This window comes from Rhodothalassium salexigens DSM 2132, from assembly GCF_004341375.1.
Classification (GTDB): Bacteria; Pseudomonadota; Alphaproteobacteria; order Sphingomonadales; family Rhodothalassiaceae; genus Rhodothalassium; species Rhodothalassium salexigens.
In genome coordinates this window covers 1-25,139 of sequence record NZ_SLXO01000005.1, presented here as the reverse complement: position 1 = coordinate 25,139, position 25,139 = coordinate 1, and the positions used below count along the sequence as shown (strand labels likewise).

General features: G+C 64.2%; 24 protein-coding genes, 1 tRNA gene and 1 pseudogene. 10 read left to right on the top strand and 16 right to left on the bottom strand.

All coding sequences use genetic code 11. The annotated features are described in order from the left end of the window. Positions 1 to 4: 4 nt before the first annotated feature. Positions 5 to 1,207 (top strand): efflux RND transporter periplasmic adaptor subunit, encoded by a 1,203-nt coding sequence (locus EV659_RS07910; RefSeq protein WP_132708341.1) that lies wholly within the window; start codon positions 5 to 7, stop codon positions 1,205 to 1,207. A 157-nt stretch (positions 1,208 to 1,364) separates the two neighbouring features. Here the strand turns inward: EV659_RS07910 and EV659_RS07905 are convergent, their stop codons facing one another. From EV659_RS07905 to EV659_RS07895, 3 genes are read right to left on the bottom strand one after another with little or no spacing between them, the layout of a single operon-like run. Next, positions 1,365 to 1,622: a YtxH domain-containing protein gene (locus tag EV659_RS07905; protein ID WP_132708340.1), complete on the bottom strand. Its 258-nt coding sequence runs from the start codon at positions 1,620 to 1,622 to the stop codon at positions 1,365 to 1,367. Between the two features lie 44 nt (positions 1,623 to 1,666). Beyond that, entirely contained in the window at positions 1,667 to 1,846 is a 180-nt protein-coding gene (locus tag EV659_RS07900; RefSeq protein ID WP_132708339.1) for a DUF1328 family protein, read from the bottom strand. A gap of 41 nt (positions 1,847 to 1,887) precedes the next feature. Continuing rightward, complete coding sequence (locus EV659_RS07895) at positions 1,888 to 2,151, bottom strand: hypothetical protein (protein ID WP_132708338.1); 264 nt, start codon at positions 2,149 to 2,151, stop codon at positions 1,888 to 1,890. 305 nt (positions 2,152 to 2,456) lie between these two features. On the opposite strand from EV659_RS07895, the gene EV659_RS07890 reads away from it, so the two are divergent. Together EV659_RS07890 and EV659_RS07885 are read left to right on the top strand one after the other, a co-directional pair. After that, positions 2,457 to 4,604 carry a TonB-dependent hemoglobin/transferrin/lactoferrin family receptor gene (locus tag EV659_RS07890; RefSeq protein WP_132708337.1) on the top strand — a complete coding sequence of 716 codons (2,148 nt, stop codon included), beginning with the start codon at positions 2,457 to 2,459 and terminating at the stop codon, positions 4,602 to 4,604. 257 nt (positions 4,605 to 4,861) lie between these two features. After that, a complete protein-coding gene (locus EV659_RS07885) occupies positions 4,862 to 5,503 on the top strand; it encodes a PAS domain-containing protein (protein ID WP_132708336.1) in 642 nt (213 codons plus the stop codon). 257 nt (positions 5,504 to 5,760) lie between these two features. Here the strand turns inward: EV659_RS07885 and EV659_RS07880 are convergent, their stop codons facing one another. Further along, on the bottom strand, positions 5,761 to 6,753 hold the full coding sequence (locus EV659_RS07880; protein WP_132708335.1) for a zinc-binding dehydrogenase: 993 nt from the start codon (positions 6,751 to 6,753) through the stop codon (positions 5,761 to 5,763). A gap of 238 nt (positions 6,754 to 6,991) precedes the next feature. Continuing rightward, on the bottom strand, positions 6,992 to 7,750 hold the full coding sequence (locus tag EV659_RS07875; protein WP_132708334.1) for an SDR family NAD(P)-dependent oxidoreductase: 759 nt from the start codon (positions 7,748 to 7,750) through the stop codon (positions 6,992 to 6,994). Between the two features lie 155 nt (positions 7,751 to 7,905). Here EV659_RS07875 and EV659_RS07870 point away from each other — a divergent pair, with 155 nt between their 5' ends. Together EV659_RS07870 and EV659_RS07865 are read left to right on the top strand one after the other, a co-directional pair. After that, the gene (locus EV659_RS07870; RefSeq protein ID WP_132708333.1) at positions 7,906 to 8,655 is read left to right on the top strand and encodes an EF-hand domain-containing protein; all 750 of its coding nucleotides are present in this window, start codon (positions 7,906 to 7,908) and stop codon (positions 8,653 to 8,655) included. 305 nt (positions 8,656 to 8,960) lie between these two features. Then, a complete protein-coding gene (locus tag EV659_RS07865) occupies positions 8,961 to 11,288 on the top strand; it encodes a TonB-dependent receptor family protein (RefSeq protein WP_132708332.1) in 2,328 nt (775 codons plus the stop codon). A gap of 30 nt (positions 11,289 to 11,318) precedes the next feature. On the opposite strand, the gene EV659_RS07860 is transcribed toward EV659_RS07865, so the two are convergent. Further along, entirely contained in the window at positions 11,319 to 12,008 is a 690-nt protein-coding gene (locus tag EV659_RS07860; RefSeq protein WP_132708331.1) for an MOSC domain-containing protein, read from the bottom strand. Positions 12,009 to 12,113: 105 nt separating this feature from the next. Between EV659_RS07860 and EV659_RS07855 the strand changes: the two genes are divergently transcribed. Further along, positions 12,114 to 14,252 carry a M13 family metallopeptidase gene (locus EV659_RS07855; protein ID WP_132708330.1) on the top strand — a complete coding sequence of 713 codons (2,139 nt, stop codon included), beginning with the start codon at positions 12,114 to 12,116 and terminating at the stop codon, positions 14,250 to 14,252. A 574-nt stretch (positions 14,253 to 14,826) separates the two neighbouring features. Here the strand turns inward: EV659_RS07855 and EV659_RS07850 are convergent. Beyond that, positions 14,827 to 16,134, bottom strand: a complete 1,308-nt coding sequence (locus tag EV659_RS07850) for a class I SAM-dependent RNA methyltransferase (protein WP_132708329.1) — start codon at positions 16,132 to 16,134, stop codon at positions 14,827 to 14,829. Positions 16,135 to 16,349: 215 nt separating this feature from the next. On the opposite strand from EV659_RS07850, the gene EV659_RS07845 reads away from it, so the two are divergent. Further along, complete coding sequence (locus EV659_RS07845) at positions 16,350 to 17,369, top strand: MraY family glycosyltransferase (protein ID WP_132708328.1); 1,020 nt, start codon at positions 16,350 to 16,352, stop codon at positions 17,367 to 17,369. On the opposite strand, the gene EV659_RS07840 is transcribed toward EV659_RS07845, so the two are convergent. Continuing rightward, positions 17,352 to 18,068: a TetR family transcriptional regulator gene (locus EV659_RS07840; RefSeq protein ID WP_132708327.1), complete on the bottom strand. Its 717-nt coding sequence runs from the start codon at positions 18,066 to 18,068 to the stop codon at positions 17,352 to 17,354. The two genes, EV659_RS07845 and EV659_RS07840, sit on opposite strands and share 18 nt — an antisense overlap. A gap of 283 nt (positions 18,069 to 18,351) precedes the next feature. Between EV659_RS07840 and EV659_RS07835 the strand changes: the two genes are divergently transcribed. Further along, entirely contained in the window at positions 18,352 to 19,149 is a 798-nt protein-coding gene (locus EV659_RS07835) for a TorF family putative porin (RefSeq protein ID WP_132708326.1), read from the top strand. A gap of 277 nt (positions 19,150 to 19,426) precedes the next feature. Here the strand turns inward: EV659_RS07835 and EV659_RS07830 are convergent. Further along, positions 19,427 to 19,503 (bottom strand) — tRNA-Arg (locus tag EV659_RS07830). Positions 19,504 to 19,833: 330 nt separating this feature from the next. Between EV659_RS07830 and EV659_RS07825 the strand changes: the two genes are divergently transcribed. Continuing rightward, the gene (locus EV659_RS07825; protein WP_132708325.1) at positions 19,834 to 20,067 is read left to right on the top strand and encodes a hypothetical protein; all 234 of its coding nucleotides are present in this window, start codon (positions 19,834 to 19,836) and stop codon (positions 20,065 to 20,067) included. A 53-nt stretch (positions 20,068 to 20,120) separates the two neighbouring features. Here the strand turns inward: EV659_RS07825 and EV659_RS07820 are convergent, their stop codons facing one another. From EV659_RS07820 to EV659_RS07805, 4 genes are read right to left on the bottom strand one after another with little or no spacing between them, the layout of a single operon-like run. Then, a complete protein-coding gene (locus EV659_RS07820; protein ID WP_132708324.1) occupies positions 20,121 to 20,879 on the bottom strand; it encodes a hypothetical protein in 759 nt (252 codons plus the stop codon). 25 nt (positions 20,880 to 20,904) lie between these two features. Continuing rightward, positions 20,905 to 21,264, bottom strand: a complete 360-nt coding sequence (locus tag EV659_RS07815) for a hypothetical protein (protein ID WP_132708323.1) — start codon at positions 21,262 to 21,264, stop codon at positions 20,905 to 20,907. Positions 21,265 to 21,299: 35 nt separating this feature from the next. After that, complete coding sequence (locus EV659_RS07810) at positions 21,300 to 21,701, bottom strand: DUF1249 domain-containing protein (RefSeq protein ID WP_132708322.1); 402 nt, start codon at positions 21,699 to 21,701, stop codon at positions 21,300 to 21,302. 29 nt (positions 21,702 to 21,730) lie between these two features. After that, the gene (locus EV659_RS07805) at positions 21,731 to 21,937 is read right to left on the bottom strand and encodes a hypothetical protein (RefSeq protein ID WP_132708321.1); all 207 of its coding nucleotides are present in this window, start codon (positions 21,935 to 21,937) and stop codon (positions 21,731 to 21,733) included. 272 nt (positions 21,938 to 22,209) lie between these two features. On the opposite strand from EV659_RS07805, the gene EV659_RS07800 reads away from it, so the two are divergent. After that, entirely contained in the window at positions 22,210 to 22,767 is a 558-nt protein-coding gene (locus EV659_RS07800) for an ankyrin repeat domain-containing protein (protein WP_165878790.1), read from the top strand. Between the two features lie 107 nt (positions 22,768 to 22,874). On the opposite strand, the gene EV659_RS07795 is transcribed toward EV659_RS07800, so the two are convergent. The 3 genes and pseudogenes from EV659_RS07795 to EV659_RS15210 form a co-directional block, all read right to left on the bottom strand. Continuing rightward, entirely contained in the window at positions 22,875 to 24,815 is a 1,941-nt protein-coding gene (locus tag EV659_RS07795) for a DUF3732 domain-containing protein (RefSeq protein ID WP_132708319.1), read from the bottom strand. Next, entirely contained in the window at positions 24,812 to 25,075 is a 264-nt protein-coding gene (locus tag EV659_RS15215; protein ID WP_420877601.1) for a three component ABC system middle component, read from the bottom strand. The genes EV659_RS07795 and EV659_RS15215 overlap by 4 nt, the downstream gene beginning before the upstream one ends. Beyond that, positions 25,045 to 25,139: pseudogene (locus EV659_RS15210) on the bottom strand (IS5 family transposase); the annotation flags it as partial. The gene EV659_RS15215 and the pseudogene EV659_RS15210, both read right to left, overlap by 31 nt.

Genomic DNA, 25,139 nt, shown 5'->3' with positions numbered 1-25,139 from the left:
GGCCATGGGGGCGAAGACCTTTCGCCGGCTGATCTATGGGGCGGGCGCGGCGTTGTTGCTGGCATTGCTGGCGCTGGCCTTGCGGCCGGTGCCGCACATCGTCGACCTGGCCGAGGTGACGCGCGGCGACCTGGCGGCGACGGTGGCGGAAGAGGGCGAGACCCGGGTACGCGAGGTCTACACCGTCTCGGCTCCGGTCGCCGGGCGGTTGTTGCGCGTGCGCTTCGACGTGGGCGATCCGGTGACAGCGGGCGAGACCGTGCTGGCGCGCATCCGGCCCACCGACCCGGCGTTCCTGGACCGCCGGACCGAGGCCGAAATCACCGCCGAGATCGAGGCGGCGCGCGCCTCGCTGGCGTTGGCCGAGGCCGATGTGGCGCGTGCCGAGGCCGAACGCGACTTCGCCGCCTCCGAACTCAAGCGCGGCCAGGAACTCGCCGAGAAAGGCAATATCTCCACCGCATCGCTGGACCGGGCGCGCATGGCCTCGCACACCGCCGAAGCCTCGGTGCGCACCGCCAAGGCGGCGGTTGCCGTGGCGCGGTCGGAACTGAGCCGGGCGCAAGCCGCGCTGGCCCAGCCGGGCGAGGCCGAGGAGGGCGCAGAGTGCTGTATCGTGCAACTGGTCTCGCCGGCCACCGGTCGGGTGCTGCGGCTGTTGCAGGAGAGCGAGGCGGTGGTGATCGCCGGCCAGGGCATCATCGAGGTGGGCGATCCGCGCGACCTGGAGGTGGTCGCCGACCTGTTGTCCACCGATGCGGTGCGGGTCCGCGCCGGTGCCCCGGTGACCATCGAGGGTTGGGGCGGCGAGAGGTTGCGCGGTCGGGTGCGCCGGGTCGAGCCGTTCGGCTTCACCAAGGTGTCGGCGCTTGGCGTGGAGGAGCAGCGGGTCAACGCGATCATCGATTTCGTCGGTCCGCGCGAGGCGTGGCAGACGCTGGGCCACGGCTATCGCGTCGACGTGGCGATCGAGGTCTGGCGCGGCCGGGACGTGGTCAGCGTGCCGGGCCCGGCCTTGTTCCGCGAGGGTAATGACTGGGCGGTGTTCGTGGCCCGCGCCGGGCGCGCGCGCCTGCGCCGGGTCGAGGCCGGGCGCTTCGGGCCCGACCGGGTCCAGATCGTCTCCGGGCTCGACCCCGGCGAACGGGTGGTCATGCATCCAGGCCCGTCGATCGAGGACGGGGCGCCGATCAAGCCGCGCGGTTAGTCGTTGGCCAAGGGTGGGCCGGGCGGGGAGCGGGCGATGTCGCGGCGGGATCTCCTGCACCGCGCGCGTTCCCGGTCATCCCCCGCCCGAGCCCTGTTGGTCGCGCATCCGACCGCGGTCCCGCCGGGGCCGCGGTCGACACGATCGGGTGCGGCCTTTAGGCGTCTTCGGGCGGATCGGTCTCTTCTTCCGCCTCTTCGGTCATGTCCTCGGCCTTGTCGGCGGCTTCCTCGGCCAATTCCTCAGCCTTGTCCGCGGTCTCTTCGGCCGCTTCCTCGGCTTTGTCCGCCGCCTGTTCGGCGGTTTCTTCGGCCGTTTCGGTGGCGTCCTCCATCGGCGTGTCGTCTTCACACGCGGCCAAGAGTGCGCCGCTCAGCACCAGGGCGGTGACTGTGGTCAGCGTTCGTGGAGTCATGGTCTTTCTCCTGTCATCGACGGATTGGCAAGGCGAACCGCCTGCTACGGCAAAGGCGGACGTCGACCTCGCACCAGCGACACCACAAGGGTGGCGAGGAAAAGGATCAGAAATAGGGCGAACAGCAACTTGGCGATCGATGCCGCGGCGCCGGCGATGCCGCCGAAGCCGAACACCGCCGCAACAAGGGCCACGACCAAAAATGTGAGGGACCAGCCCAGCATATCGTTGCTCCTGTTTCGGGGGAAAGGGTGGGCGGGGGGCATCAGCCCTGACGGTAGCTGTCGATTACCCGGCGCAGACGCTCGCGACCCTGGTCGAAGCTCTGTTGCACTTCCTCCGACGCGGTTTCGCCTACCGCCTGGAGGCGCTGCCATTGGTCTTCCAGATCGGCCCATGCAGTATCCAGAAGTTGCGAGTCCGGTCCGTCTGGATTGGTTATGGATTGCTTGAGAGACTGCACCTCTCCTTTAAGGCGATCATAATCCTGTTTCGCAGCGTCTAAATATCGGTCATTAGCCTGAGCCATTTTATGCTCCTATGTCATTCAGGAATTTTGAAGCGTTCTTTTCAGATTTTAACGCTTCTGCTTCTGGGCAGGAGGTGAGGGTGACCAGGCGACGCGTCAACCCCCGGCCGGGTCATTTGGTCTCGGGCGGGCGCTGGAGGCACGGCCGGATGGGGGTTGCCGCCGGCCTTAATTGCGAACAGGTCGCATTTGCGATTGACGGCCTTGAGGGTCGAGATTAGAAGTGCGAATGCAAGTGCGAATCTTTCGCATAGAAACTCTCCCGTCGTGCCCGGTCCACGGGCCAAGCCACGAGGAAATCGCCCATGTCACCCACCCCGTTTGCCCGGTCGTCCCGGTCCTGTCGTCTGTCCAGCGCCGTTTCCCCCGTCGCCGTGGGGCTGGCATTTCTGGCACTGGGACAGGGCGGTGCGGCGGCCGCCGACCTGCCCGACAGCGTCGCCGCCGACAATGCCGAGATCGACGAAATCGTCGTCACCGCCACGCGCACCGAACGCGAGCGCTTCAAGACTCCGGTGGCCACCAGCGTGATCAACCGCGACATGATCGACGTGGCCCAGCCCTATGGCTATCAGGACATTTTCGAGACCATTCCCGGCGTCGAGATCCAAGGCGGCGCCCGGCGCATCGCCGAGGAGCCCAATGTGCGCGGCTTTTCCGACGAGCAGGTGGTGATCCGCGTCGACGGCGCGCGGCAGAATTTCGACCTGGGCCACCGCGGCCGGTTCTTCGTCGACCCCGACCTGTTGAGCGGCATCGAGGTGATCCGCGGCAGCGCTTCGGCGCTCTATGGCTCGGGCGCGCTCGGCGGCGTCATCTCGCTGGAAACCCGCGAGGCCGGCGACCTGTTGCGGCCCGGCGAGACCTATGGCGCGCGCGTCAAGCTCGGCTATCGCCAGCAGGGCAACGAGCCGCTGGTCTCGGCCGGCGCGTTCGGCGATCTGGGCGTGGTCGACTTCTTCGTCAACGGTGTCTACCGACAGGTGTTCGACGACCTGGAAGACGGGTCGGGCAATCCGATCATCGATTCGGAAGACCGCATCTTCAACGGCATCGCCGTGCTCGGCTTCGATCTCGGCGACCAGCACCGGCTCAAGATCGTCGCCGACATTCTCGACAATGACGGCGAAAACCCCACCAACGCCAATGCGGTGTCCAGCGACACCACGGTGGTCGACCGCGAAACCCAGGAACGCGGTATCCGCTTCAACTATCGCTACGGTGCGCCGACGCTCGACCTGATCGATTTCAATGTCGCCGGCTATTATCAGAAGATCGATCTGACCGAGGACCGCCGCTTCGACAACCGCGTCGACACCTCGGATTTCGAAAGCTTCGGCATCGACGCCTACAATATCAGCGACGTCTATGACAGCGACCTGATCTCGCTGCGCCTGACCTATGGCGTCGAGGCGTTCAAGGACCAGCAATCTGGCGAACGCGACCGCCAGGTGCGCCTGCAGTTCCCCGACGCCGAGCGCAGCTTCGTGGCGCTCTATGCCCAGTCGGAGATCGACCTGTTCGACGGCCGGGTATCGATCATTCCGGGCCTGCGCTGGGACAGCTTCTCCCTGACTCCCGAAGGCGACCTGCCCGAGATCGACCGCAACCGGGTGACGCCGCGCGTCTCGGTCGGCTTCTCGCCCATCGAGCAGATCTATATCTGGGGCGGCTATTCCGAGGCGTTCCGGGCCCCGAGCCTGACCCAGAGTTTCGCCGACGGCGTCCACTTCTCCGTGCCCCTGGGGCGCGACCCCGAGACCGGGATCGAGCAGATCGTGGTCAACCAGTTCGTGCCCAATGCCGAATTGGAGCCCGAAGAGACCCAGTCCTACGAAATCGGCATCCGCGCCCAGCAGCGCGAGGTGTTGGTCGCCGACGACTATATCGAGGCGTCGTTCACTGCCTATCGCTCCGACGTGGACAATTACATCGACCAGCGGGTGACTTTCATCGCCGGCCCGCCCAGCTTCCAGCCACCGGCTGGCCCGCTGATCTTCCCCGGCACCACCTCGACGGTCAATGTGGACGCCCGCATCGAGGGGCTGGAGATGGACCTGCGCTACGACGCGCCGCGGTTCATGGTCGCGCTCGCCGGCCATGCCATCGACGGCGACAACCGGCTGACCGGTGCGGGTATCGGCAGCATCCCGCAAAACCGGCTGACCATTCAGGCCGAGGGGCGCTTGCCCAACTGGGGCCTGCGCGCCGGCACCCGGGTGACCCTGGCCGCCGCCCAGGACGATGTGCCGGAGGAGAATGTGATCGGCGAATCTTATGAAACCGTCGACCTCTATGCGTCCTGGACGCCCCGGGACGGTACGCTCGAAGGTGCCACCTTCACCCTCGGGCTCGACAATATCTTCGACCAGACCTTCTCGATCTTCCCCACGGTGATCAACCAACCGGGCTTTGGCGTTCGGTTGACCGCGAGCTACCGCTTCGGCGCCTGAACGGGTCAGAGCGGGACAGCGGGCGGCGGTGCGAAGCCCGCCGGCAATCCGCCGCCCCAGTCCAATGCTCCGGTCCGCGGGCCCCGGTCCGCTGGCCAAACCTCACATCGTGCGGGGCGCGGCCTGCTCCCATGCCGATCCGTTTTGCAAACTGACCTTGCGTCTCCTCCAGGTTGCATTAAAATATTTTGCAAAAGTTTAAGTCCGCGCGGTCACCGGTCAATCCGGCGAAGCTGTACCGGGCTGAACATGACCGGATGGCGTGGCCCGTTTCCGGGGGAGGATCAGGAACCGCTTTGGCGCACAATGACCCCGACAGGGCAAAGCGGCTGGCGCAATTGAACGCCGGTCTGCCCGGCCCCGCCTATCGCCCGTTAAGCGAGGCGGACGCGCGGGCACGTGTGGATCTGTTCGATCTGGCGGTGCGGGGGTTCGAGGTTTGGCAGAGTTTGACGGGCGGCGGCAAATCCGTGCGACGGCGAGATTTTCGGCCCGAGCGGTTTGGCTCTTTATTGCCGCATATGGCGCTGATGGTGTTCGAAGCGTCGCCGCCGGATTTCTTCTACAAGGTATTCGGCGAGGACCAGGCCATGAATGTTGGGTTCGACCTCACCGGGCGCCGCATGAGCGAATTGGTCGACGGGAATGTCACCGACACCGCAGCGGGGCAGGCGTTGATGACCGTGTTGCGGTGGGGCCGGCCGCATTTTCTGGAACTGGAGTTCACCAATGCCAACGGCGTGGGCAAACTGGCGGCTTGCGCCATGTTGCCCCTAGCCGACGACGCCGGCGTCGAGGTGTGCGAGGTGCTGTCGATCGCGCGGTTCGTGACCGTCCCCGTCGATCGCAAGCGCGATCCCACACGCGGCGAGCGCCCGCCCGCCAATGGCTCGATGTGACGACGCGTCCCCGCCGATCCCGAAACCGGCCGAGGAGCGGCCGGCCTTGCCGCCATCGTTGCTGACCGCCGGTGCGGCGTCTGACCGTTCGCGTTGGCGGAACGGTGGTGCAACGCCGGTGGCGCGGCGACGCGACCGGCCGCCGCCGGCCAGCCAATCCGGTAGCCCGCAACTCGACTGTCCCCGGCTTACCCGTCCGTCGCTTCGCCGCGCGCCGCGCACCGCGCGTCGAGTGCGGGGGCGACGGTGCTGTCCGGTCACTCGGGCGCAATGTCCAACACCACCTTGCCCACCGCCCGGCCGCCTTCCAGGTGGCGATGGGCATCGGCCACCTGGTCCAGGGTAAAGCGCTGCGGGTCCAGATGCGGGCGGAGTTGGCCGGCGTCGGCCAGGGCGGCCGTGGCGGTCAGAATGTGCCCATGGGCCTCGCGTCCGCGCCCGAGCAGCATCGGCAACAGCATGAACACCGCGTGGATCGACAATCCCTTGGCATGGGCATCGGTCAGATCGGCGGTCAGCGCGGCGACGATCGTCGCCACCTGGCCCAGAGGGCGCGCCAGAGCCAGGGCGCCCTCCAGATCCTTGGCGCCGGTGGTGTCGAACACCGCGTCGAACCCGGCGCCGTCGGTGTGCGCGGCGACGATGTCGGCGGCGCTTTTCTGCCGGTAATCCACCGTCGCGTCGGCGCCCAGATGGTGGGCGAGTGCGGCCTTTTCGGGCGATGACACGGTGGCCACCACATGAGCGCCGCGCGCCTTGGCCAGTTGGATCGCCACATGACCGACGCCGCCGGCGCCGCCGCGCACCACCAGCCGGGTGCCGCGCCTGACGCCGAGCCGGTCGAGCCCTTCCCAGGCGGTGATGGTGACCAGCGGCAGTGCCGCGGCTTGGCGAAACGACAGCGCGGCCGGCACACGCGCGAGCAATCGGCGGTCGGCGACCACATGGCTGGCATAGGTGCCGCCGAGCCCGCGTACGCCGCCGACGCAGCCGAACACGGCGTCGCCCTCGATCAGGTCGTCGACACCGGGGCCCAATGCCGCGACCCGGCCGGCCACATCGCAGCCCAGCACCGCCGGCAAGGCCGGCGCCACCGCCGGGCCCTGGGCGCGCAGCTTGTAATCAACCGGGTTGACCGAAGCGGCGACGCTTCGGATCAGCACCTCGCCCGGCCCGGGGGACGGCGTCGGCATCTCGGCGGGCTCGAAAACCTCGGGCCCGCCGAACGAGCGGACAATCTGCGCACGCATTGAAACAGCCTCATACCCTGCAAAACCGACCGGTTTGACGGTGTGGAGAATTGGTCTCTTTTGTTCAACTATAATAACTAAAGCAGGTGGACGCCGCCGCCAAGAGGCTTTGCCGACCCGGCCGCCGGAGCCTGCCCGCCCGTGACCGGCGGCCCGTATCTGGCCGGTCCATGTCTGGCTGTCCGCATTGGGCCGCGGTATCTGGCAGATTGGGCCTCACCGACCGGCTGGGCCGGGGTCAGAACGGAATACGGCTGCCGTCATAGGCGAAGACGTGGCCGCTATCGCCCGGCGCCAGGGCGTCGAGGGTTGCCAGCAGGCGCCCGGCGGACTGGTCGGGGGTGAACAGCTTGCCATCGGGCACGTTGCGCTGGAACGGTTTGGACAGGGCGGTGTCGACGGTGCCGGGATGCAGCCCGACGCACAGCGCCCGGTCGGCCTTGCGGGCCAGTTCGATGGCGCCGTTGCGCAGGATCTGGTTGAGCGCCGCCTTGGACGCCCGATAGGCGTGCCAGCCGCCGATCCGATTGTCCTCGATGCTCCCGACGCGGGCCGACAAAGCGGCGAAGCAAGCCTTGGCGTCGCGCCGCAGCAACGGCAGAAAGTGCTTCATGGCCAAGGCGGGGCCGATGGTGTTGGTGCGGAAGACCGCCGCCATGGCGTCGGCGTCCAGATTACGCCAACTCTTTTCCGGTCGGATGCCGCGCGCCGGGTCCTGCAGAACGCCCACGGACACCAACACCAGGTCGACCCGGCCGGCCAGATCGGCGACCGTGCACGCCGCCGCTGCGACGCTGGCCTCGTCGTCCAGGTCGATGACGCCGGGCACGAGCTTGGGGCGGTCGGCGTGCTCGTCCGGCCGGGATGTGTGACGGCTCAGCGCGACCACCCGCGCCACCCGCTCGGCGTCGAGCAATTGGCGGGTCAGGGCGCTGCCGATCCCGCCGGTCGCGCCGATAACCACCGCGGTCAATGCATTATCGAAACTGGTCAGCATGATGGGCAGCCTCCCTGCTCGCGACGATACGGCGCCGGCGGTCGGTCGGATCGCCTTCCTCCCCACCCGCACGCACCGAAGGGTCGGGCACGACCCCATCGTACAGCAAGGGACGGCCCCGCAAGCGGTCGATCCAATGAAACAGGAGACAGCAGATGACACGGACCCGCACCCTTTGCCTCACCGCTCTGGCCGCCAGCTTGGCGGTCGCAACCGCTGCCAGCGCCCAGACGCCGCACCGCTACCATGCCCACGCCGCCGAGCAGGGGCGTGGTGGTCCGGCCGCCGCCCAGCGCCCCGCCGATCAGGGCGCCGCGCGGGCGATGGGGCAACGCTTCACCGTTGCCGATACCGATGACAGCGGCAGCCTGACACTGGCCGAGATGACCGCGCACCGGGAGAAGCGATTCGTCGACTTGGACAGCGACGGCGATGGCGTCCTGACACCGGAGGAATTCCTCGCCGGTGCGCGCGGCAGCGGCGCTCGGTCGGTGCGCGACGATCGGCGCGGTCGCGGCGAGTTTCCGCGTCGGCAGGCGTTCGCGCGCGGTCTGTTTGCGTCTTGGGACACCGACGACAGCGGCACGGTGACGCGGGCGGAGTATCTGGCACCGGTGGCCGACCGGTTCGAAGCCCTGGACGCTGACGGCAATGGCGAGGTGACACTGGACGAAACCCGCCGCCGCTGGCGCGACCGTCGCGACGCCCGCTGGGGAGACCGGCCGATGATGCGCTTCGAGCGGCTGGACCAGGATGGTGACGGACAAGTCACCCGCGCCGAATTCTACACCCATGTGGACGCCATGTTCGACCGGATGGACGGCGACGGCGATGGGACCATCACCGCCGACGAAATGCCCGACGGTCGCCCCGGTCCGCGCGACGGGCGCGGCCCGCGCCGCTGACCGACGGCGCAAACGCCGAACGCGAGGCGGGCGAGGTGGGGCGATTCGTCTGGCCCCGCCCGCCGCCGTCCTCGGCTCGGCCGCGCAGGCTCGCCGTTCCGGTCGCCCGGCCGGGGCGGGTCGCGGTCCGGCGCCGGTCGAAGCCATTACCACCTTTCCGTGCAGGGCGGGTCAGTTTCCCTTGACAGCAACTGACCTGGACGGGTACGCGGTTTGCGAATGCAGATGACAAGCGTTCGCAAAAATGGTCGCGCTGGTATGGTGTGGCCGCCGTCCTGGTCAATGGTTGAAAAGGGTCAGACCTCATGCCTCAACGTCCTGCCGATGCCGTCGCCGGCGTTTCCTTGCTTGCGTTGCTGTTCGCTGCGCCGTTGTCGGCCGACGAACCCGGTCCGGTGGAACCGCTCGACGAAGCGACCTGGGACGCCAGTCACCGCCCGGCCGAGCGCATGTTGGTGATCGGCTCCAAGGACGACCGTCGCGACATTCCCGGCGCTGCCACGTTCATCGGCGAGGAAGAGATCGAGACATTCCAGTATGAAGACGTGCTGCGCATGTTGCGCCTGGCGCCCGGCGTCAACATCCAGGAAGAGGACGGCTTCGGCCTGCGCCCCAATATCGGCCTGCGCGGCACCAGCGTCGAGCGGTCGGAAAAGATCACCCTGATGGAAGACGGCGTGTTGATCGCGCCGGCGCCCTATGCCGCACCGGCGGCCTATTTCTTCCCCACGGCCGGCCGCATGGAAGGCATTGAGGTGCGCAAGGGCTCGGCCGCCATCAAGTTCGGCCCGCGCACCGTGGGCGGCGCGATCAACCTGCTCAGCCGGTCGATCCCCGAGGACTATCAAGGCTTCATCGAGGGCCGCTTCGGCGAGCGCGACAATTTCACCATCCACGCCGCCGGCGGCGGCCAGGGCGAGCATGTGGGCTTCGTCGCCGAGACCTTCCAGTCGGGCAGCAACGGCTTCAAGCGCCTGACCAACGACCCGGATGCCGACACCGGTTTCCGCATCGAGGATTACATGGCCAAGCTGCGGGTCAACACCGACCGCGACGCCGACATCTTCCACAGCTTCGAGGTCAAGGCGGACTATACCCGCAACGATTCGAACGAAACCTATCTGGGCCTGACCGACGCCGATTTCGAGGCCGACCCGTTCCAGCGCTACGCCGCCAGCCAGTTGGACCGCATCGAGACCGAACACTACCAGGTGCGCGGCACCTATTACGGCGAGTATGGCGACAATGTCGACCTGACCGTGGTCGGCTATTACAACAATTTCTATCGCAGTTGGTTCAAGCTCGACGATCTGGATTTCGGCGACGGCCGGTTCCGCCCGTCGGATCTGTATCGCGGCGACGCCTTCTTCCAGGGCGTGTTGTCGGACCTGCGCGGCACCGATGTGGGCCGGGCGGAAGCGGCGGCCGAACGCGCGCGGGTGCTCGACGTGCTGCGCGGCGCCGCCGACAGCCCCGACGACGCCTTGCAACTGCGCAACAACAACCGCGACTATTACAGCGCCGGGGTGCAGGCGATCGTCGGCTGGCGCTTCGCCACCGGCCCGGTGGGCCACGAGATCGAAGCCTCGCTGCGCTATCACCGCGACGAAGAAGACCGGGTCCAGAACCGGGAAAACTTCCGCATGGACAACGCCAGCCTGGTCGCCACCAGTGTCGACCCGCTGGGCACCCAGGCCAACCGCCTGGCCGAGGGCGAGGCGGTCGCCGCGTTCATCCAGGACACCATCTCGTGGGGGCGGTTCCGCTTCGTGCCCGGTCTGCGGGTCGAAAGCATCGACCTGACGCGCACCGACTTCGCCACCGGCGACCCCGAGCGCACCACCGGGGCGACCGGCATCCGCCGCAATTCGATCACCGAGGTGGTGCCGGGCTTCGGCGCCTTCTTCGACGCCACCGAAAGCCTGACCCTGTTGGCCGGGGTGCACAAGGGCTTCAATCCGCCGGGCGCCAGCGATGCCGAGGCCGACAGCGAGACCAGCGTCAACTATGAGGCCGGCGCGCTCTACCAACGCGGCGCCTTCTCGGCCGAGGTGATCGGCTTCTATTCCGACGTGTCCAACCTGCTTGGGACCTGTTCCAATTCGGCCGGGCCGGTGACCGGCGAATGCGAGATCGGCGACCAGTTCAACGGCGGCGCGGTCGATGTGGTGGGCCTGGAACTGGCCAGCTCCTACCGCGCGGCGACGCCGATCGCCGGGGTCAGCGCGCCCTTGTCGTTCAACTACACGTTCACCGACGCCGAGTTTCAGTCGAGCTTCGCCGACGGCTTCTGGGGCGACGTGGCGGTGGGCGACGCGCTGCCCTACATCCCGCAGCACCAGTTTACCGTCAGCACCGGGCTGGAAAGCGCCAAATGGTCGCTCAATCTGCTGGCCAACTATGTGGGCGACGTGCGCACCGAGGCGGGGCAGGGCGCGATCCCGGCCGACCAACGGGTCGACAGCCGGATCGTCTTCGACCTGGCGGCGGCGTACTTCGTGGCCGAGAATGTGCGCCTGCACGTCACCGTCAACAATCTGTTCGACAATGACTATGCGGTGGCGCGGCGACCCTATGGCCTGCGCCCCGGCCGGCCGCAGACGATCATCGGCGGCCTGACCGTCGATTTCTGACCGCGGCGGTCGGCACAACCGGCGCGCCGCTCAGCCTCGGGCGGCGCGCGCCAGCCGCTGGCGGGCGCGATCGCGGTGCGCGGCCGCCAAGGCGGGCAGGGCGGCGAGGGCGGCGAGGGCCGCCCGGTCAGGCGTTGCGGTCAGCACCGCGTGGGCGCGGACCAAGGGCCAGTCGGGGTGCGGGCGGTCGACCAGGGTCAGCGGATCGTCGGCGCCGGCGTGGCCCGGGCTGAGCACGCGATAGTACCAGCCGGTGCGCCCGGTGCGTTCCACGTCGCGCGCCATGGTCCGGGTGTCGAAGCGCACATTGAGTTTCCAGCAGGGCTGGCGGGTCTGCGAGACCTGAAGCTGCGCGGTCCCCCAAGCGATCACGTCGCCGATGCAGATGTCCGACTCGACCCAGCCCCGGGCCGCCAGATTCTCGCCGAACGCGCCAGGGCGCGTCAGGCGCGGCGCCAGGGCCGGGTTTTCGGTCGCCCAAACGGCATAATGGTCAAAGGGATAGTGGTGCACCGCCTTGTCCGCGCCGCCATGGTTGCGGGTATCGGCGACCCGGTCGCCGGCCAGGCCTTCGGGCCCCAGGGCCAGCCGCCCGGCCACCGGTTGGCGATCCATGGCGCTCGGTTCGCCCTTGGGGCCGAACGGTTTGGGCTCGCCCACCAGCAGCGCCTCAAGCCGGGCCGGCCGGGGCGGGTTGGGGCGGTCGGTCGGGGCGATCATCGGCGGCGGCTCTCCAGGCCGGCGGTCGCGGCCATTGCTTTCACGGGGCGGGACGATAGGGTAACCACACCATATTCCAATGGCTGAACAAAGAGAGAGTGCGTGATGAAGCAAATTCTCCTCCCCGGGGTGCTGGTGGGTCTTCTGGCCGCCTGCAACCCCAATGGCGACAGCGAGGACGCCAAACCGGCCAACGATCAGCCGTCCGCTCAAAGCCAAAGTGCGGGCACGACCGCCCAAGCCGATACCGGCGCCGCGGCGGCGGGCGCCGAACTGGGCGCCTGGGGTGTCGAGACCGGCGCCATGAACACCGACGTGGATGCCGGCGACGATTTCTACCGCTATGTCAACGGCACGTGGATCGACAGCTATGAGCTCAAGCCCGACGAAGTCCGCTATGGCGCCTTCGTCAAGCTGCGCGATCGCTCGGAAGAGCGCGTCAAGGCGATCATCGAAGAGGTTTCGGGCGGCGATCCCGAGCCCGGCACGGTCGAACAGAAGGTAGCCGACTATTACAACACCTTCATGGACATGGACGCGCGCAACGAGCGCGGCATCGAGGCGATCCGCCCGGAACTGGACCGCATCGCCGCCATCGGCGACCGCGAAGCGCTGATGAAAGCGTTCGGCCGTACCGGTCTCGACGGCACCATCGCGCCCATCGACGGTTATGTGAGCTTCGACCGCAAGAACCCGGATCGGCACATGTTTTCGATCAGCCATTCCGGGCTCGGCCTGCCGGATCGCGACTATTATCTGAACGAGGGCGAGCGCTTCGAGAGCATCCGGGCGGCCTATCAAGACCACATCGCCACCATGTTGCAGTTCAACGGTGTCAGCGAACAGGACGCCCAAGCCCAGGCCGAGGCGGTGATGGCGCTTGAGACCGCGATCGCCGAACAGCACTGGCCGCGCGAGGAACTGCGCAACCGCGACAAGACCTACAACATCTACACCCTTGACACGCTGCAAGAAGAGTTCCCGGATTTCGCCTGGTCGACCTTCTTCACCGCCGGCGGCATCGATCCTGAGACGCTGGGCGAGGTCAATGTCAGCACGCCGAGCGCCATCGAGCCGCTGGCCAAGCTGATCGCCGAGACCGATCTCGACACCTTCAAGGCGTATCTGACCTATCACGCCATCTCGAACCACGCCGGCTATCTGTCGGAAGAGATCGACCAGGCTAATTTCGCCTTCTACGGCACCACCATGTCGGGCCGCGAGCAGCAGCGCGACCTGTGGAAGCGCGCGGTGTCGACCATCGGGTCGCGCAATTCGCTCGGTGAGGCGATCGGTCAGATCTATGTGGAGCGTCACTTCCCGCCCGAAGCCAAGGCCCAGGCCGAGGAACTGGTCGAGAACATCCGTGCGGCCTATCGCCAGCGCATCGCCGACCTTGACTGGATGGGCGAAGAGACCAAGAAGGAAGCGTTCCGCAAGCTCGAAGCGTTCAACCCCAAGATCGGCTATCCCAATGAGTGGCAGGACCTGTCGGCGATCGAGATCGTGCCCGACGACCTGATGGCCAATGTGCGCGCGGTGCGGAACTTCTTCTATCAGGACCAGATCGACCGGTTGGACGAGCCGACCAACAAGGACGAGTGGTTCATGACCCCGCAAACGGTCAACGCCTATTACAACCCCTCGTTCAACGAGATCGTGTTCCCGGCGGCGATCCTGCAACCGCCGTTCTTCGACCCCAAGGCCGACATGGCGGTCAATTATGCGGCCATCGGCGGCGTGATCGGCCACGAAATGGGCCACGGCTTCGACGATCAGGGCTCCAAGGTGAACGCCGACGGCGTGCAGCAGAACTGGTGGACCGACGAGGACCGGGAGCGCTTCGAGGCGCGCACCCAAGCGCTCGTTGAGCAGTACAACCAGTTCGAGCCCATCAAGGGCGAGCATGTGAACGGCCAGCTGACGCTGGGCGAGAATATCGGCGATCTGGGCGGCCTGTCGGTGGCCTACACCGCCTATCAGATCGCGCTCGACGGCAAGGAAGCGCCGGTGATCGACGGCTATACCGGCGACCAGCGCTTCTTCATGTCGTGGGGTCAGGTGTGGCGTAGCAAGCAGCGCGAGCAGATGATGCTGCAACGGCTGAAGTCGGACCCGCACAGCCCGCCGCAGTACCGGGTCAATGGCATCGTCCGCAATGTGGACGCCTGGTACGACGCTTTCGGTGTGACCGAGGACGACGCCTTGTACCTGCCGCCCGAAGAGCGCGTCAGCATCTGGTAAGCTTGGGGGCACCCCTGGGCAAGCAAGAGCCCCGCAAGCATCGGCTTGCGGGGCTTTGTCGTTTCTATGGGCGTCGGGTCGGTTGCCGGTGGCCCGTTGAGGGGCGCGGCTCGGGAAAGCATCGGGCGTTTCCCCCGCCATGACCGGCGTCTTTCGCGGCGGTCTTCTCCCCCAGGCAGGCCCCGAGGATCAGGCGCCCAGGCGGTTTTGCAGGCGTCGCGACCGGCGGCTGCGGCGGACGGTGTAAAGCGCGGCTTGGCGGGTTTGCACGGTGATCATGGTTCGCGTCCTCATCTGTCTCTGTCGGCGTCATGCGCGACGTGGGTTGCTGTCGTGTCTCGGGCGGGTGCCGGTCCGTCCGGCTGCTTTATCGCCTCGGTGTGGTACTTATGTATAACACCAAGGCGGCGACGTCAAGGGCGGCGTAAGCCCAGAGCCGAAAAAAAAGCGTCGGAGCGGCGGTCGCACGTGCGCGGCCTGGGGCGAGCCGGGTGGGGGGCTGGTGAGGCGTTCGGTCGGGCGGCCCCGGGTCTGGCGGTGTCTGGTTCGGGGCGTGTTTCGGTCGGGGACCGGGTCAGCGTCGGAACACGGCCGCCAGTTCCACATGAGCCGACCAGAGAAATTGGCCGACGGGTTGAAGGCGCTCCAACCGATAGCCGCCGTTGACCAGCACCCGGGCGTCGCGGGCAAACGTGGCCGGGTTGCACGACACGGCGGCGATCACCGGCACCGTCGAGGCCGCCAGGGCCTCGGCCTGGGCTTTGGCGCCGGCGCGCGGCGGATCAATCACCACCGCGTCCATTGGGGCCAGTTCGGCGGCCAGAAGCGGGCGGCGGAACAGATCGCGATGTTCGGTCTGGATCGGGTGGCGCAGGCGGCTGCGTCGGGCGCCGGTGTCGAGTGCGTCGAGCAGGGCGCGACTGCCCTCGACCGCCCGGACGCCGGCGCTTCGGGCCAGCGGGACGGCGAAGGTCCCGAGGCCGCAGAACAGATCGGCGACCCGATGGGCACCGGCGCATGCGTCGGCAATCACCGCGCGCAAGGCTGCCTCGCCCTCGGCGGTGGCTTGGATGAACGCGGCGGGGGGCAAGGGGATCTCCGCGGCCCCGGTGCCGAAGTCCATGGTCGGCGCGCGCCGACGCACCAAGGTTTCCGGCGCGGCATCGGTGGTCCAATTGATTGCCGCGAGGTCATGGTCCTCGGCGAGGGCGGCGGCCGCTTCGCGGGCGGCGAGGCCGGGGTCGACGGCGGCCGTCACCGTCAGGTCCACACCGGTGTCGGTCTCGGTCAAGGTGAGGGTTGCTTGCTGGTCGCGGCCGTCGTCGAGGGCGTCGGCGAGAAAGGCCCGGATCGTCGGCAAGAGGGCGACCAAGGCGGGGCGCGCCACCGGGCAGGCTTCGACCGCGACGATCCGGTGACTGCGCGCCTCATGGAAACCCAGTTGGACCGCGCGGTTGCGCACCCGAGCGGCGAGCACAAGACGCCGACGGCTTCCCGGCGGACTGATCCGCGGCGGCGCAAGCGGCGTGTCGCCCAGGCCGTGTTGACTGAGCGCGGCGTGGATCTTGTCGCGCACGAAATCCGCATAGACGGCGTCGGTGACATGTTGCAGCCGGCAACCGCCGCAACGTCCGTAATGGTCGCAGACCGGATCGGCGCGGCCGTCACCCGCGGTCTCGATGTGGGCTGTCGACGCCGTCTGACGCCCCTTTCGGTCGGGCGCCCAGGTCACACGGACCCGATCGCCGGGAGCGGTGAAGGGAAGAAAGACCGGGCCGGTGTCGGTGCGCGCGACACCGTCGCCTTGGGCCCCGAGCCGCTCGACGGTCACGGTCGCGTCCGGGGCGGCAATGGTGTCGGACGGAGCTGCTTTATGAGTCATGGCTGCGGACCCTATCGGCAAAGCGCGCGGACGCCAATAAGACCGTTCATAACGACTTATCAATATGTCCATTCTAAGACCCGGAGCCAATGCCTCAAAAACTTCATAAGCCGGCAGAAGAAAAGGCGAAACCGGCCGCGGGTTTTGTTGACTGCCCGCCGATTGTCCGGTAACGCCAAGTCCACGTGACGCGCGTTTTTTTTTGGCAGGGGTGTATGCTGGAGCTCCTTCTCGCTCTGACCACGATGGTGTCCTTGGGTGTCTGCCTGTTGGCAGGGCCGCTCGGTGTGGTCCTGGATGTGGTCGATTGCCCCTCTGCCAGCGGCGGGCGCAAGCGGCATGCCCGGCCCACGCCGATGGTTGGCGGTTTCGCCGTGATCGTGCCGGCCTTGCTGGCGCTCGCCATGATGGCCTTGGCGCAACCGGGGTTCGCGTTGCTCGGCGGGGCGGTGCTCGTCATGCTTGCCATGGGCATGGTCGACGACCGGGTCGGGCTCGGCGCCGGCAAGCGGTTGGTGGTGGCGGCCGCGGTTCTGTTCGGTCTGATGGCGCTGCTGCCGGCGTTCACGCTCACCAGCCTGCGTTTTACCTTTCTGGACACGCCGGTGGTGCTTGGTGCCTGGGCTTTGCCGTTCACCCTGGTCTCGGTGCTTGGCCTGCAAAACGCTGTCAACATGGCCGACGGCAAGAACGGACTTGTGCTCGGCATGGGGCTGGTCTGGACGGTGCTGTTGGGCTTCTTCGCGCCCGGCGAGATGGTGCCGCTGCTATCGGTCCTGGCGGTGGCGCAGGCGGTGACGCTGGTGTTCAATCTGCGCGGCAAGCTGTTCCTGGGCGATGCCGGCAGCTACTCGATCAGCGTGTTGCTGGGCTTGGCGTCCATCTATGTCTACAACACCAGTCCGGCTGGCCTGTTCGCCGACATGTTGGTGGTGTGGTTCTTCCTGCCGGTCATCGATTGCCTGCGCCTGATCGGCTCGCGGGTTTGGCGCCGGCAGACGCCGTTCGCCCCGGACCGGACCCATTTCCATCACTATCTGCACGCATTTACGCCGCGCTGGCGGTATGGGCTGGCGCTCTACATGACGCTGGTGATCGTGCCGTCGGTCATTGTGGCGGTCTATCCACCGGCCACGCCGCTATTGCTCGTCACGCTGCTGGTCTTCTACGCCGGCCTCTACGCCTATTATGCCCGTCGGACGGCAAGCTGTTACGCCCTATTCGCCCGGCGGTAAGCCGACCGCCATCGTGCCCGCACCGGTCCCCGCCCCGGCCCCCGCACTTCCTAGAGCCCCATATTGCAGACCAGCGGCGCAGAAGCCCACCACGGCGTCGATCAAGCCCTCGGGATCGGCGTCGGCGGCGTGGCCGGGGAACAGTGCCTCGAAGCCGCGGTCGAACGGGGCAGCGACCATGGTCGCCGCGACAAAGCCGAAGCAGCGCACCAGCCTTGGGCGGTCGACCTGGGGTAGGGAGTCGGCCAGCGCCGCGATCAAGTCCTGCCGGACTGGCCCGATCTCGCTGAGATAGATGCGGATGGTCAGGGCCCGGGGCTCGACGGCAAATCGCGACAAGAGTTGAAGATAGTCCTTGCCGTCCGGGTCATAGAGCAGGCGCAGATGCGGTGCGATCATGGCGCGCAGGATGGCGTCGACCCGGTCGGGATGGTCCGGCGGCAGGCACCGGGCCTCGCCGAGCATGGTTTGGCGGGTTGGTCGGATGCGGTCGAAGAAGCGCTGCACCACCGCCTGATAGAGACCCTCTTTCGAGTCGAAATAGTATTTTACCGCAGCGACATTGGTTTCGGCCGCCGCTGTGACCCGTCGGATCGAGGCGCCATTGAAGCCGTGGGCGGCAAATTCCCCCGCACCGGCAGTGATCAGGCGTTCCTTGGGCGAATCGCCGGCGTCGGGCGGTGAGTGACCGGTTGGCATGGCGGGCGCGTTCCGTGGAAACAGGCCAGACGAACCGGGCACCGGCTCCGCCGTCGCATGCCCAGTCGGCTCCTGCGCACCGGCCACGCCCCGTAACCGGCGGCCATCGGATCGGTGCGTGGCGCGCGGTCGTCGGGGGCCGGTTGGTGGCCCAAATCAAAAACACTGCATCGTAACACGTTATTAAGGGCACAGATAACATAAACTTGCTCCAGGGCCGTGGTCTGGCGCTGCGTCTGCCAGCCGTTTCGGTGGTGTCGACGTGTGGTGTTTGGAGAGTGGTATGAGTGGTGATCGGCGTGGGGTGTTGGGCAGCACTATCGGCTGCCGGTGGCGGTCACGGGTGGCGGCGGGTTTCCTCGCCGGCGGGCTGGCCGTGGTGGCGGTTCCGGGCGCGGCGGCTCAACCTCCGAAGGAGGGAATGGTGCTCGCGGAGCCTGCCGCGCCCGTCGCGGCCGAAGTGGATAGCTGGAGTTGGACGGCGACGGCGGCGCTGGTTAGCGACTATCGCTATCGGGGCACCTCGTTTTCGGATCGGGATCCGGTCGTGCAGGGCGCGCTCCAGTTGGCCCATCGCTCTGGCGTATACGCCGGCGTGGGGACGACAACCCTGGCGTCCTATGGCGGGTCGAACGTCGAGGTCGACGTGTTTGCGGGCTATGGCACCGAGGCTGCCGGCTTTACCTTTGATATCGGGTATCTGGGTTTCCTGTTCGTGGGGTCTCCGGGGCAGAGCCTGAACTCCCACGAGGTCTATGGCTCGGTCTCGCGCACCATTGGGCCGGTCGATGTGACCTTGTTGTCGATCAACTACGCGCCCGCACAGAACGGTCTCGGCGGTCAGGATGGTGTTTATGCGACGACGGGGGCCGCTTACAGCCTGCCAGGCTTGCCGCTGACCGTGTCGGCCAAGCTGGGTTTCGAGGACGGTGCATTCGGCACCAACAAGGTGGACTGGAGCCTGGCGCTTGACTATGCGCCCTTGCCGTATCTGAGCGCGAAGATCGAGTATGTGGATACCAATAAACCCGGGCGTTTGGTGGGCGCTGGCCCGGTGGCGACCTTACGTCTGACCTTTTGATCCGCGCGCCGCTGCCGGGGCTTGAGGACGGCACCGGCGTGACGGTTGCGCTCGGCACTTCCGACAATCGGCCGTCGCGCCCCGAGAAGCGGCGAAACCGACCGTCATGGCACTAGATTGGTCGGGAAATGGTGCGCCCGGCAGGACTCGAACCTGCGGCCCTCAGATTAGGAATCAACAGAGCCCTTATTTATCTCACTGATATTACACAGGAATTTTTTAAAAAATGTGAAAGTGTGTAAGGAAGTGTGAAAATTTCGGCCATTTTCGGAGGGGATGGCCTCCCCGACTGGATTCGAACCAGTGGCCTCAGGATTAGGAATCCTGCGCTCTATCCTGCTGAGCTACGGGGAGACACTGGCTAAACATACCTGTCTCCATGAAAATGTGGAAGTTTTAACTGTTCCACACCTTCCTGATCGGCACATCCGTTGCCTGTTCTACAGCTTCCATCAGCTATCAATCTTCCCCTCGTATCTCAAGGCTCGCGTTCCGCGCGGGCCTTTTTCCTTCGTTCTGGCGCACCGCCCTGGGTGCGCCGCAACTGGCTGCCGCGTGAGCGGCTGAGGCCAGTCCTTCTCTTTCGTTTCGGTCCTGGCGGATGCGGCTCCGGGCGGAGCGCTTCTTCCGAGCGTCATCAAGGCCGCGGCGGTCGCGGCCAGAGAGACGAGAAGGAGAAGACCAATGACCTACCGGATGAGCTGCGAACAACTCCACGGCCTGTCGATCAGGGAACTGAGTGCAATGTTCAAACTGGCACGCAAGGCCATTATCTCGACACGGCCCTGCACACCGGAACACGCCGAAGCCGTCGCGGCAATGCGCCGGATCGCCAAGGTGATCGCATACAAGGATGCGCAGTTGCGCGCCTTCATCCCGGCACCGCGCCGGATCAAGGCACCGAAGCCGGGGCTCTGAGCCCCGGCTTTTTGCGGTCAGCAAATTTTACTGCATCCTACTGAAGCAAGCCACTATTCCGCTGACTTCCGGCTCTGACCAAACAACTCATCTATTCGTTTCTGAACAGTTCGCTGATCCTCAACGCATTCACCGTTTTTGTCTTCGAAGCAGGGCTTACACGAACTCGGGGCTTCGGGCAATGATGCTATTGCCTGATTGAATTGTTTGGCGTATGGCAAAAACACCAATTTGAACGCGCTCAAGGGTATCGTTCGTTCGCTTTCAAGCTTTGCCCACCCTGGTATAGTGACGAATTCGTACTCTCTATCTGCCTCAAGTGGGCCGTGCTTGCAGCTAAGGCCCGGCAGTTTTGGAGATGAGAAAACGCAATTCCTACCACCAAAGCACCTGCTCACTTCAGGTGTATTTATAAAGAAAATACGTTCCTGCTCTGCAACGCGAAGAGCATTTTCAATCGGATCTTCTTTAAGAAGCGAACCAATTTCGGCCCGATAGTTCTTTAACTCTGGATTTTCTCTAAAAAACTCGATCCGTTTGGGCAAGTCTTCCCAACCCGGAACGTCAAACGGATAAGTGAAACCTGACGAGTCTTCGACATAGGAATTGTACTGGGCCTCTAAAATCTCCGCACTCTCAGCAGCATAGGCGGTAGCGGCTGCGTAGTGGTAAGCAGAAATGCACAAAATAAGGGCGATACTGATACGGAAGAATCGAATTTTCAACATAGCTATAATCAACGCGAACAAGAGTTGTGAATCACCGTAGTGCAATACGTTAAAAATACTGTTAGCAGAAGAAGTGGAATTCACCTGCCAGATCGCCTTGATGGCGCTGTCAAAATAGCGCCATTTGGGCGTCGGACGGGTCTTTGATGTTATAGACCTCGCGGGCTATGCGGATGGTGGCCGTGCCCTGAAAGATCGGCTTGCAGTCACGGTCGGGAACGACCGTGTTCCAGTCGGCCCAGATTTTTAGCCCGGCGGCCTGGAAGGCCAGTGACATATCGCCAGGGCCACAACTGCCGCCATAGATGCCAAGTTCAAATTCGAGCGCGGCCTTTAGCTCTTCGTCGGTCAGTCCGCGTTCAGCGCGTTCTTTCCAGCGTCCTCCGGACTGAGAGAAGCCGTTGGTGGCGCGTTTGAAGGCGTACAGCTTGTCCTCGTGCGACAGCTCGCGGTGTTCTTTAACGGTCATAGCAATTCTCCATTCGTGAAAATGAAGGAGACCGCTCAAGCGGCCTCCGTAAAGCGGTGGCCCTGCCGGAGGCAGTTGTTCAGCCACAGGTTCAGAAAATCGTTCAGCTCACGCTTGAGCTCCGGCACGACCTTGCCGGGCGCGGGATAGACTTCCCTGTAGAGCGGCGGAATCGCCTGCTGGAAGGTCAGCGCCTCGGCCATGGCCCGCTCGGGATAGATGCGGATTTCCATGTCCGGGTCCGCGCAAAGGTCGCCGTTCTGCTGGAAATAGTGCGAGAGCGCGATGACGATGGTGTCGGCCCGGCGTTCCAGCACGTCCATGTTCAGGTCCATGAACGGTTCGCCGATATGGCTCTTGTCGTAGTCCTTGCCGGATTGGATGGCGGCGATTGCGCCCAACCGGTCCAGCTTCCTGTAGATAGTTTCGTAAAGCATGGGTGTTTCCTCCTTCTTGGTGGGGCCGCTTATGCGGCGGCCCCGTTCTTCGGTTGATTGCGGCAGACGAAGATGCGGCCCGGTGCGGTCGGGAAGACGTTGAGCACCTGGCGGAAGCTCTTGCCGTTCTTGGTCGGCCACTGTGCCCCGATGCGGGTCCAGGGCGCGTTTTCCCTGTCTGGCGCGAACCACACGATGTGGCTGGGGGCGCTGGTGTTTCTGGTGTTCTCGCTCATGTCGATGTCCTCCATCGTTGGGGTTGAAGTCCGAATACGGTTCGTGGGAAGCCGTCGTTGGAGGACCGGACGGCAAGGCCGCGCTAGCGAGTGGTGCGGGTTACACGGTCGCGGCAAAGCGCGCCGCCTGCTATGCTGGCGGGCAGCCTTGCGGACGGTCCCAGACGGCTAGAACAGGCCGTTTCAGGAGGACGAAACCCGGCGGGGGATGGTCATCTTGAGCGTGAACCGAACACCTGCCGCCGCAAACAAGGGTGCGAAAGGCAAGACGGGTGAATGAAAACGCGGAGCTGATCGGGCGAAGTCTGAAGAAGGCGATACGCGAGGGCGATCTCGCAAGGTGTCGATCCCTGATCCTGACCGGGGCCAAAATGTCCGTGCCCGGTGAAGACGGCTGGATGCCGCTGCACACGGCAGCGCTGGAGGAAACCCCTGAAATAACCCGCCTGCTACTGGAAGCCGGTGCGCCTGTGAATGCGCAGACTACAGACAAGGGCACATGGACCGCGCTCCATATCGCCGGGAGTTACGGCCATACGAAGACAATGGACGTGCTTCTGAAGAACGGTGCGGACGTTAACGCCAAGGCAGGCCGGGACTGGACGCCGCTGCATGTCGCGGCGTGGTGCGGACGTGGTGATGCGGTCGCGCTGCTACTCGATCACGGGGCCGATACAAACGCGCTGACCGACAAGGGCCGAACCGCCGCCTTTTGGGCAGAGAACAAGGGCCATGAGGAAGTCGTGTTGGAAATCGGAAAGGCCGTCAGCCTGCGACATGCACAGCGGGTGAAGGCTTTAAAAATACTGAGAAGCGGAACAGAAAAGTGAACCGTCGACGGTAAACCCTGTGGCAAAAATTTTTATAAACATCTGGTTCTCAGGAGACAGGACATGGAACTCACTTTCTCGTTTTCCATTACACGAGCATGCATCGGTTATGGTGACTCAATCCAACTCGCAGGCACCAGAGCCTTTGCTCCCCTCCACTCTTCAACAATTGCATCCTCGAACCAGTCGACTTCTAAATGTGCATGGTCAAAAACTATTAACTGAAACCCGTCGCCGATATCCTCACTTGCCTCGTGCATAAGCTCAAAGAGATTATGCACAGCACGCCTGTCATCGTCTTCCAGAGGGTCTAACCGTCCCTCCTGATCTGCTTCAGGAGGATAGTGCGCTTGAGAAGGTTGGTCGAATACCAAGAATCCAGGAACAGGCCGGTTCCGTGATCGGAACCAGTGGTGCAAAGCGAGATGCGTCAAGACATGATAGCCGATCCAATTCTCTCCACTGCCCATTCGGTTGAGAGGAATTGGACCTGTAACCGTGTCCGCAACCACCGTCAGTTTCTTCAGGTCCAATCGGACACGACTCCCGCCGTGCTCCAACTCAAGTTGCTTGGCGTAGTAAGACATCTTGTCGCTAATGAGATTTAAGAATGTATCGATGCGCTGTCCAACGTCCTCAGCACTGACAACCTCTTCAAGAGCCTCTACGCTGTGCTTCGCTCGCTCGATCTGATTATCGAGATCTGAATCTTCTTCGGATGGAGCAAGCTCTTCGAGAAAAGCACTAATACGTCCCACCACACGAGCCCGCTCAATAACCTGATCCCGTTGAGCCTTTGCCCGAGCATCCTCGGTATAAGCTCGTTCTAAAGCCCGCTGCGCATCAACGATGGCAGTGCCGATCTCGGACTTCTTTTTGTTAAGCACGTCGAGCCGTTGCTGCAAATGAGGACTTTCCGCAACCACTGTTTGGAGTTGTTTATCTAAGACAGCCAAAGAGGAGTTGATGTCTTCTACCGAAGGCGTGGGGGCCTCTAATTGGCTTTCGCATAATGGACACTCTTCTATAGACTGTGCTTTTCCTGTGAACAGGTGAAGCGACGAAAGGCGGGCACGTTGCTCGACCACTTCTCTTGTGTATGCGTTTTGTTCGCCCAAAAACAACCGTGTAGCACGGGTGTCCGATTGAACGTTCGAAAGCTGTTGGCGCAAGGTGTAGAGTTCGTCTTCAAGTCTGGAAATTTGCTCACTCGAATCGGAATGAATCGCTGGAGCCTGAATGTCTGCCTTTATTGCATTGCCAAGCGTTTGAACACATACATCAAAGTCATCGCTATCAAAGTGTTGGTCAATCACACCAACACGCTTTCCATCAAGTAGGAACCGCCTTAACCGCTGAAGTACGTTTGTCGAATTTCTGGATAGCGCAACGCGGCGAGACTCAAGCTGCCGAAGGTGAGCGCGGGCTACGTCAAGCTCGTTTTGGCGAAGAAAGTGCTCCTCATTCACAGCTCCCAAGAAATAGGGAATCGTGTCTTTGATATGTTGCGGAATGAATTGATCGCCCTGCCTGTGGAACAATCGCTCTCGACTGGCAATCTCATCCTGCTTTTGAAAACAAAGCCACAATGCATGGCGAATCGTCGCCTGGAGCGGTCCTCGCGTGCCGGTTAATGGCCTATTTTCGTTTTCTGAAATGCCCGCAAAACGGGTCAATAGGCGTATTAGAGCTTCTTCCGTGGTGTTTTTGTGAAGGTCCGGATACAGCGGCGGTGCATCATAAGCACCACGACGGATATAGATATCCGGGCTGGTATTGCCAGATTGGCCTGGATTACGGCGTGCTATGAACAATACGCCGTCGCCATTTTGAACCTCGACGCCGAACCACGATACGTGCTGGCGTATAACGCCTTCCGCCACATAACACTCACTACGACCAAAACAATAGTCGAGGATATCGCTGATCGACGACTTTCCGGTCTTTGCGCGGCCCGTAATAATGTTCAGACCGTGGGTGCGGAAGGTCAGCGTACGCGTCTCACCTGCATAAGAATAAATCGTGATTGATCGAATGATAAAGCTCATACTCTGATCCCCCAAGCGGCCAGTATAGTTGTGGTGTCTCCAGCAGCAGCGAACCAACGACCAATCTTTCGGCACGCATCAACCGTTTCGCGCACCTCCAATGTGGTTTCATCCATAACGGCTTTTGTAAAAGAGGCTCGCTTCGGCCCTAGGGCTATCCGTCCATCCGCTTCAAACACGAGAGCGCTGCTCTTGACAGCGTATGAAATCCCTTGCCGTATGTACGGCACTAGGGGCTGTTGACGAAGTGGCGGAACCAGAGGCGGATCGAGGTGAGATGGATGAAGCCGAGATAGCTGTCGGCGGTTTTGTCGTAGCGGGTCG

Coding starts and splice junctions, on each gene's coding strand:
- EV659_RS07910 (WP_132708341.1), top strand. CDS start 5: ATGGGGGCGAAGACCTTTCGCCGGCTGATCTATGGGGCGGGCGCGGCG.
- EV659_RS07905 (WP_132708340.1), bottom strand. CDS start 1,622: ATGACTCCACGAACGCTGACCACAGTCACCGCCCTGGTGCTGAGCGGC.
- EV659_RS07900 (WP_132708339.1), bottom strand. CDS start 1,846: ATGCTGGGCTGGTCCCTCACATTTTTGGTCGTGGCCCTTGTTGCGGCG.
- EV659_RS07895 (WP_132708338.1), bottom strand. CDS start 2,151: ATGGCTCAGGCTAATGACCGATATTTAGACGCTGCGAAACAGGATTAT.
- EV659_RS07890 (WP_132708337.1), top strand. CDS start 2,457: ATGTCACCCACCCCGTTTGCCCGGTCGTCCCGGTCCTGTCGTCTGTCC.
- EV659_RS07885 (WP_132708336.1), top strand. CDS start 4,862: ATGGCGTGGCCCGTTTCCGGGGGAGGATCAGGAACCGCTTTGGCGCAC.
- EV659_RS07880 (WP_132708335.1), bottom strand. CDS start 6,753: ATGCGTGCGCAGATTGTCCGCTCGTTCGGCGGGCCCGAGGTTTTCGAG.
- EV659_RS07875 (WP_132708334.1), bottom strand. CDS start 7,750: ATGCTGACCAGTTTCGATAATGCATTGACCGCGGTGGTTATCGGCGCG.
- EV659_RS07870 (WP_132708333.1), top strand. CDS start 7,906: ATGACACGGACCCGCACCCTTTGCCTCACCGCTCTGGCCGCCAGCTTG.
- EV659_RS07865 (WP_132708332.1), top strand. CDS start 8,961: ATGCCTCAACGTCCTGCCGATGCCGTCGCCGGCGTTTCCTTGCTTGCG.
- EV659_RS07860 (WP_132708331.1), bottom strand. CDS start 12,008: ATGATCGCCCCGACCGACCGCCCCAACCCGCCCCGGCCGGCCCGGCTT.
- EV659_RS07855 (WP_132708330.1), top strand. CDS start 12,114: ATGAAGCAAATTCTCCTCCCCGGGGTGCTGGTGGGTCTTCTGGCCGCC.
- EV659_RS07850 (WP_132708329.1), bottom strand. CDS start 16,134: ATGACTCATAAAGCAGCTCCGTCCGACACCATTGCCGCCCCGGACGCG.
- EV659_RS07845 (WP_132708328.1), top strand. CDS start 16,350: ATGCTGGAGCTCCTTCTCGCTCTGACCACGATGGTGTCCTTGGGTGTC.
- EV659_RS07840 (WP_132708327.1), bottom strand. CDS start 18,068: ATGCCAACCGGTCACTCACCGCCCGACGCCGGCGATTCGCCCAAGGAA.
- EV659_RS07835 (WP_132708326.1), top strand. CDS start 18,352: ATGAGTGGTGATCGGCGTGGGGTGTTGGGCAGCACTATCGGCTGCCGG.
- EV659_RS07825 (WP_132708325.1), top strand. CDS start 19,834: ATGACCTACCGGATGAGCTGCGAACAACTCCACGGCCTGTCGATCAGG.
- EV659_RS07815 (WP_132708323.1), bottom strand. CDS start 21,264: ATGACCGTTAAAGAACACCGCGAGCTGTCGCACGAGGACAAGCTGTAC.
- EV659_RS07810 (WP_132708322.1), bottom strand. CDS start 21,701: ATGCTTTACGAAACTATCTACAGGAAGCTGGACCGGTTGGGCGCAATC.
- EV659_RS07805 (WP_132708321.1), bottom strand. CDS start 21,937: ATGAGCGAGAACACCAGAAACACCAGCGCCCCCAGCCACATCGTGTGG.
- EV659_RS07795 (WP_132708319.1), bottom strand. CDS start 24,815: ATGAGCTTTATCATTCGATCAATCACGATTTATTCTTATGCAGGTGAG.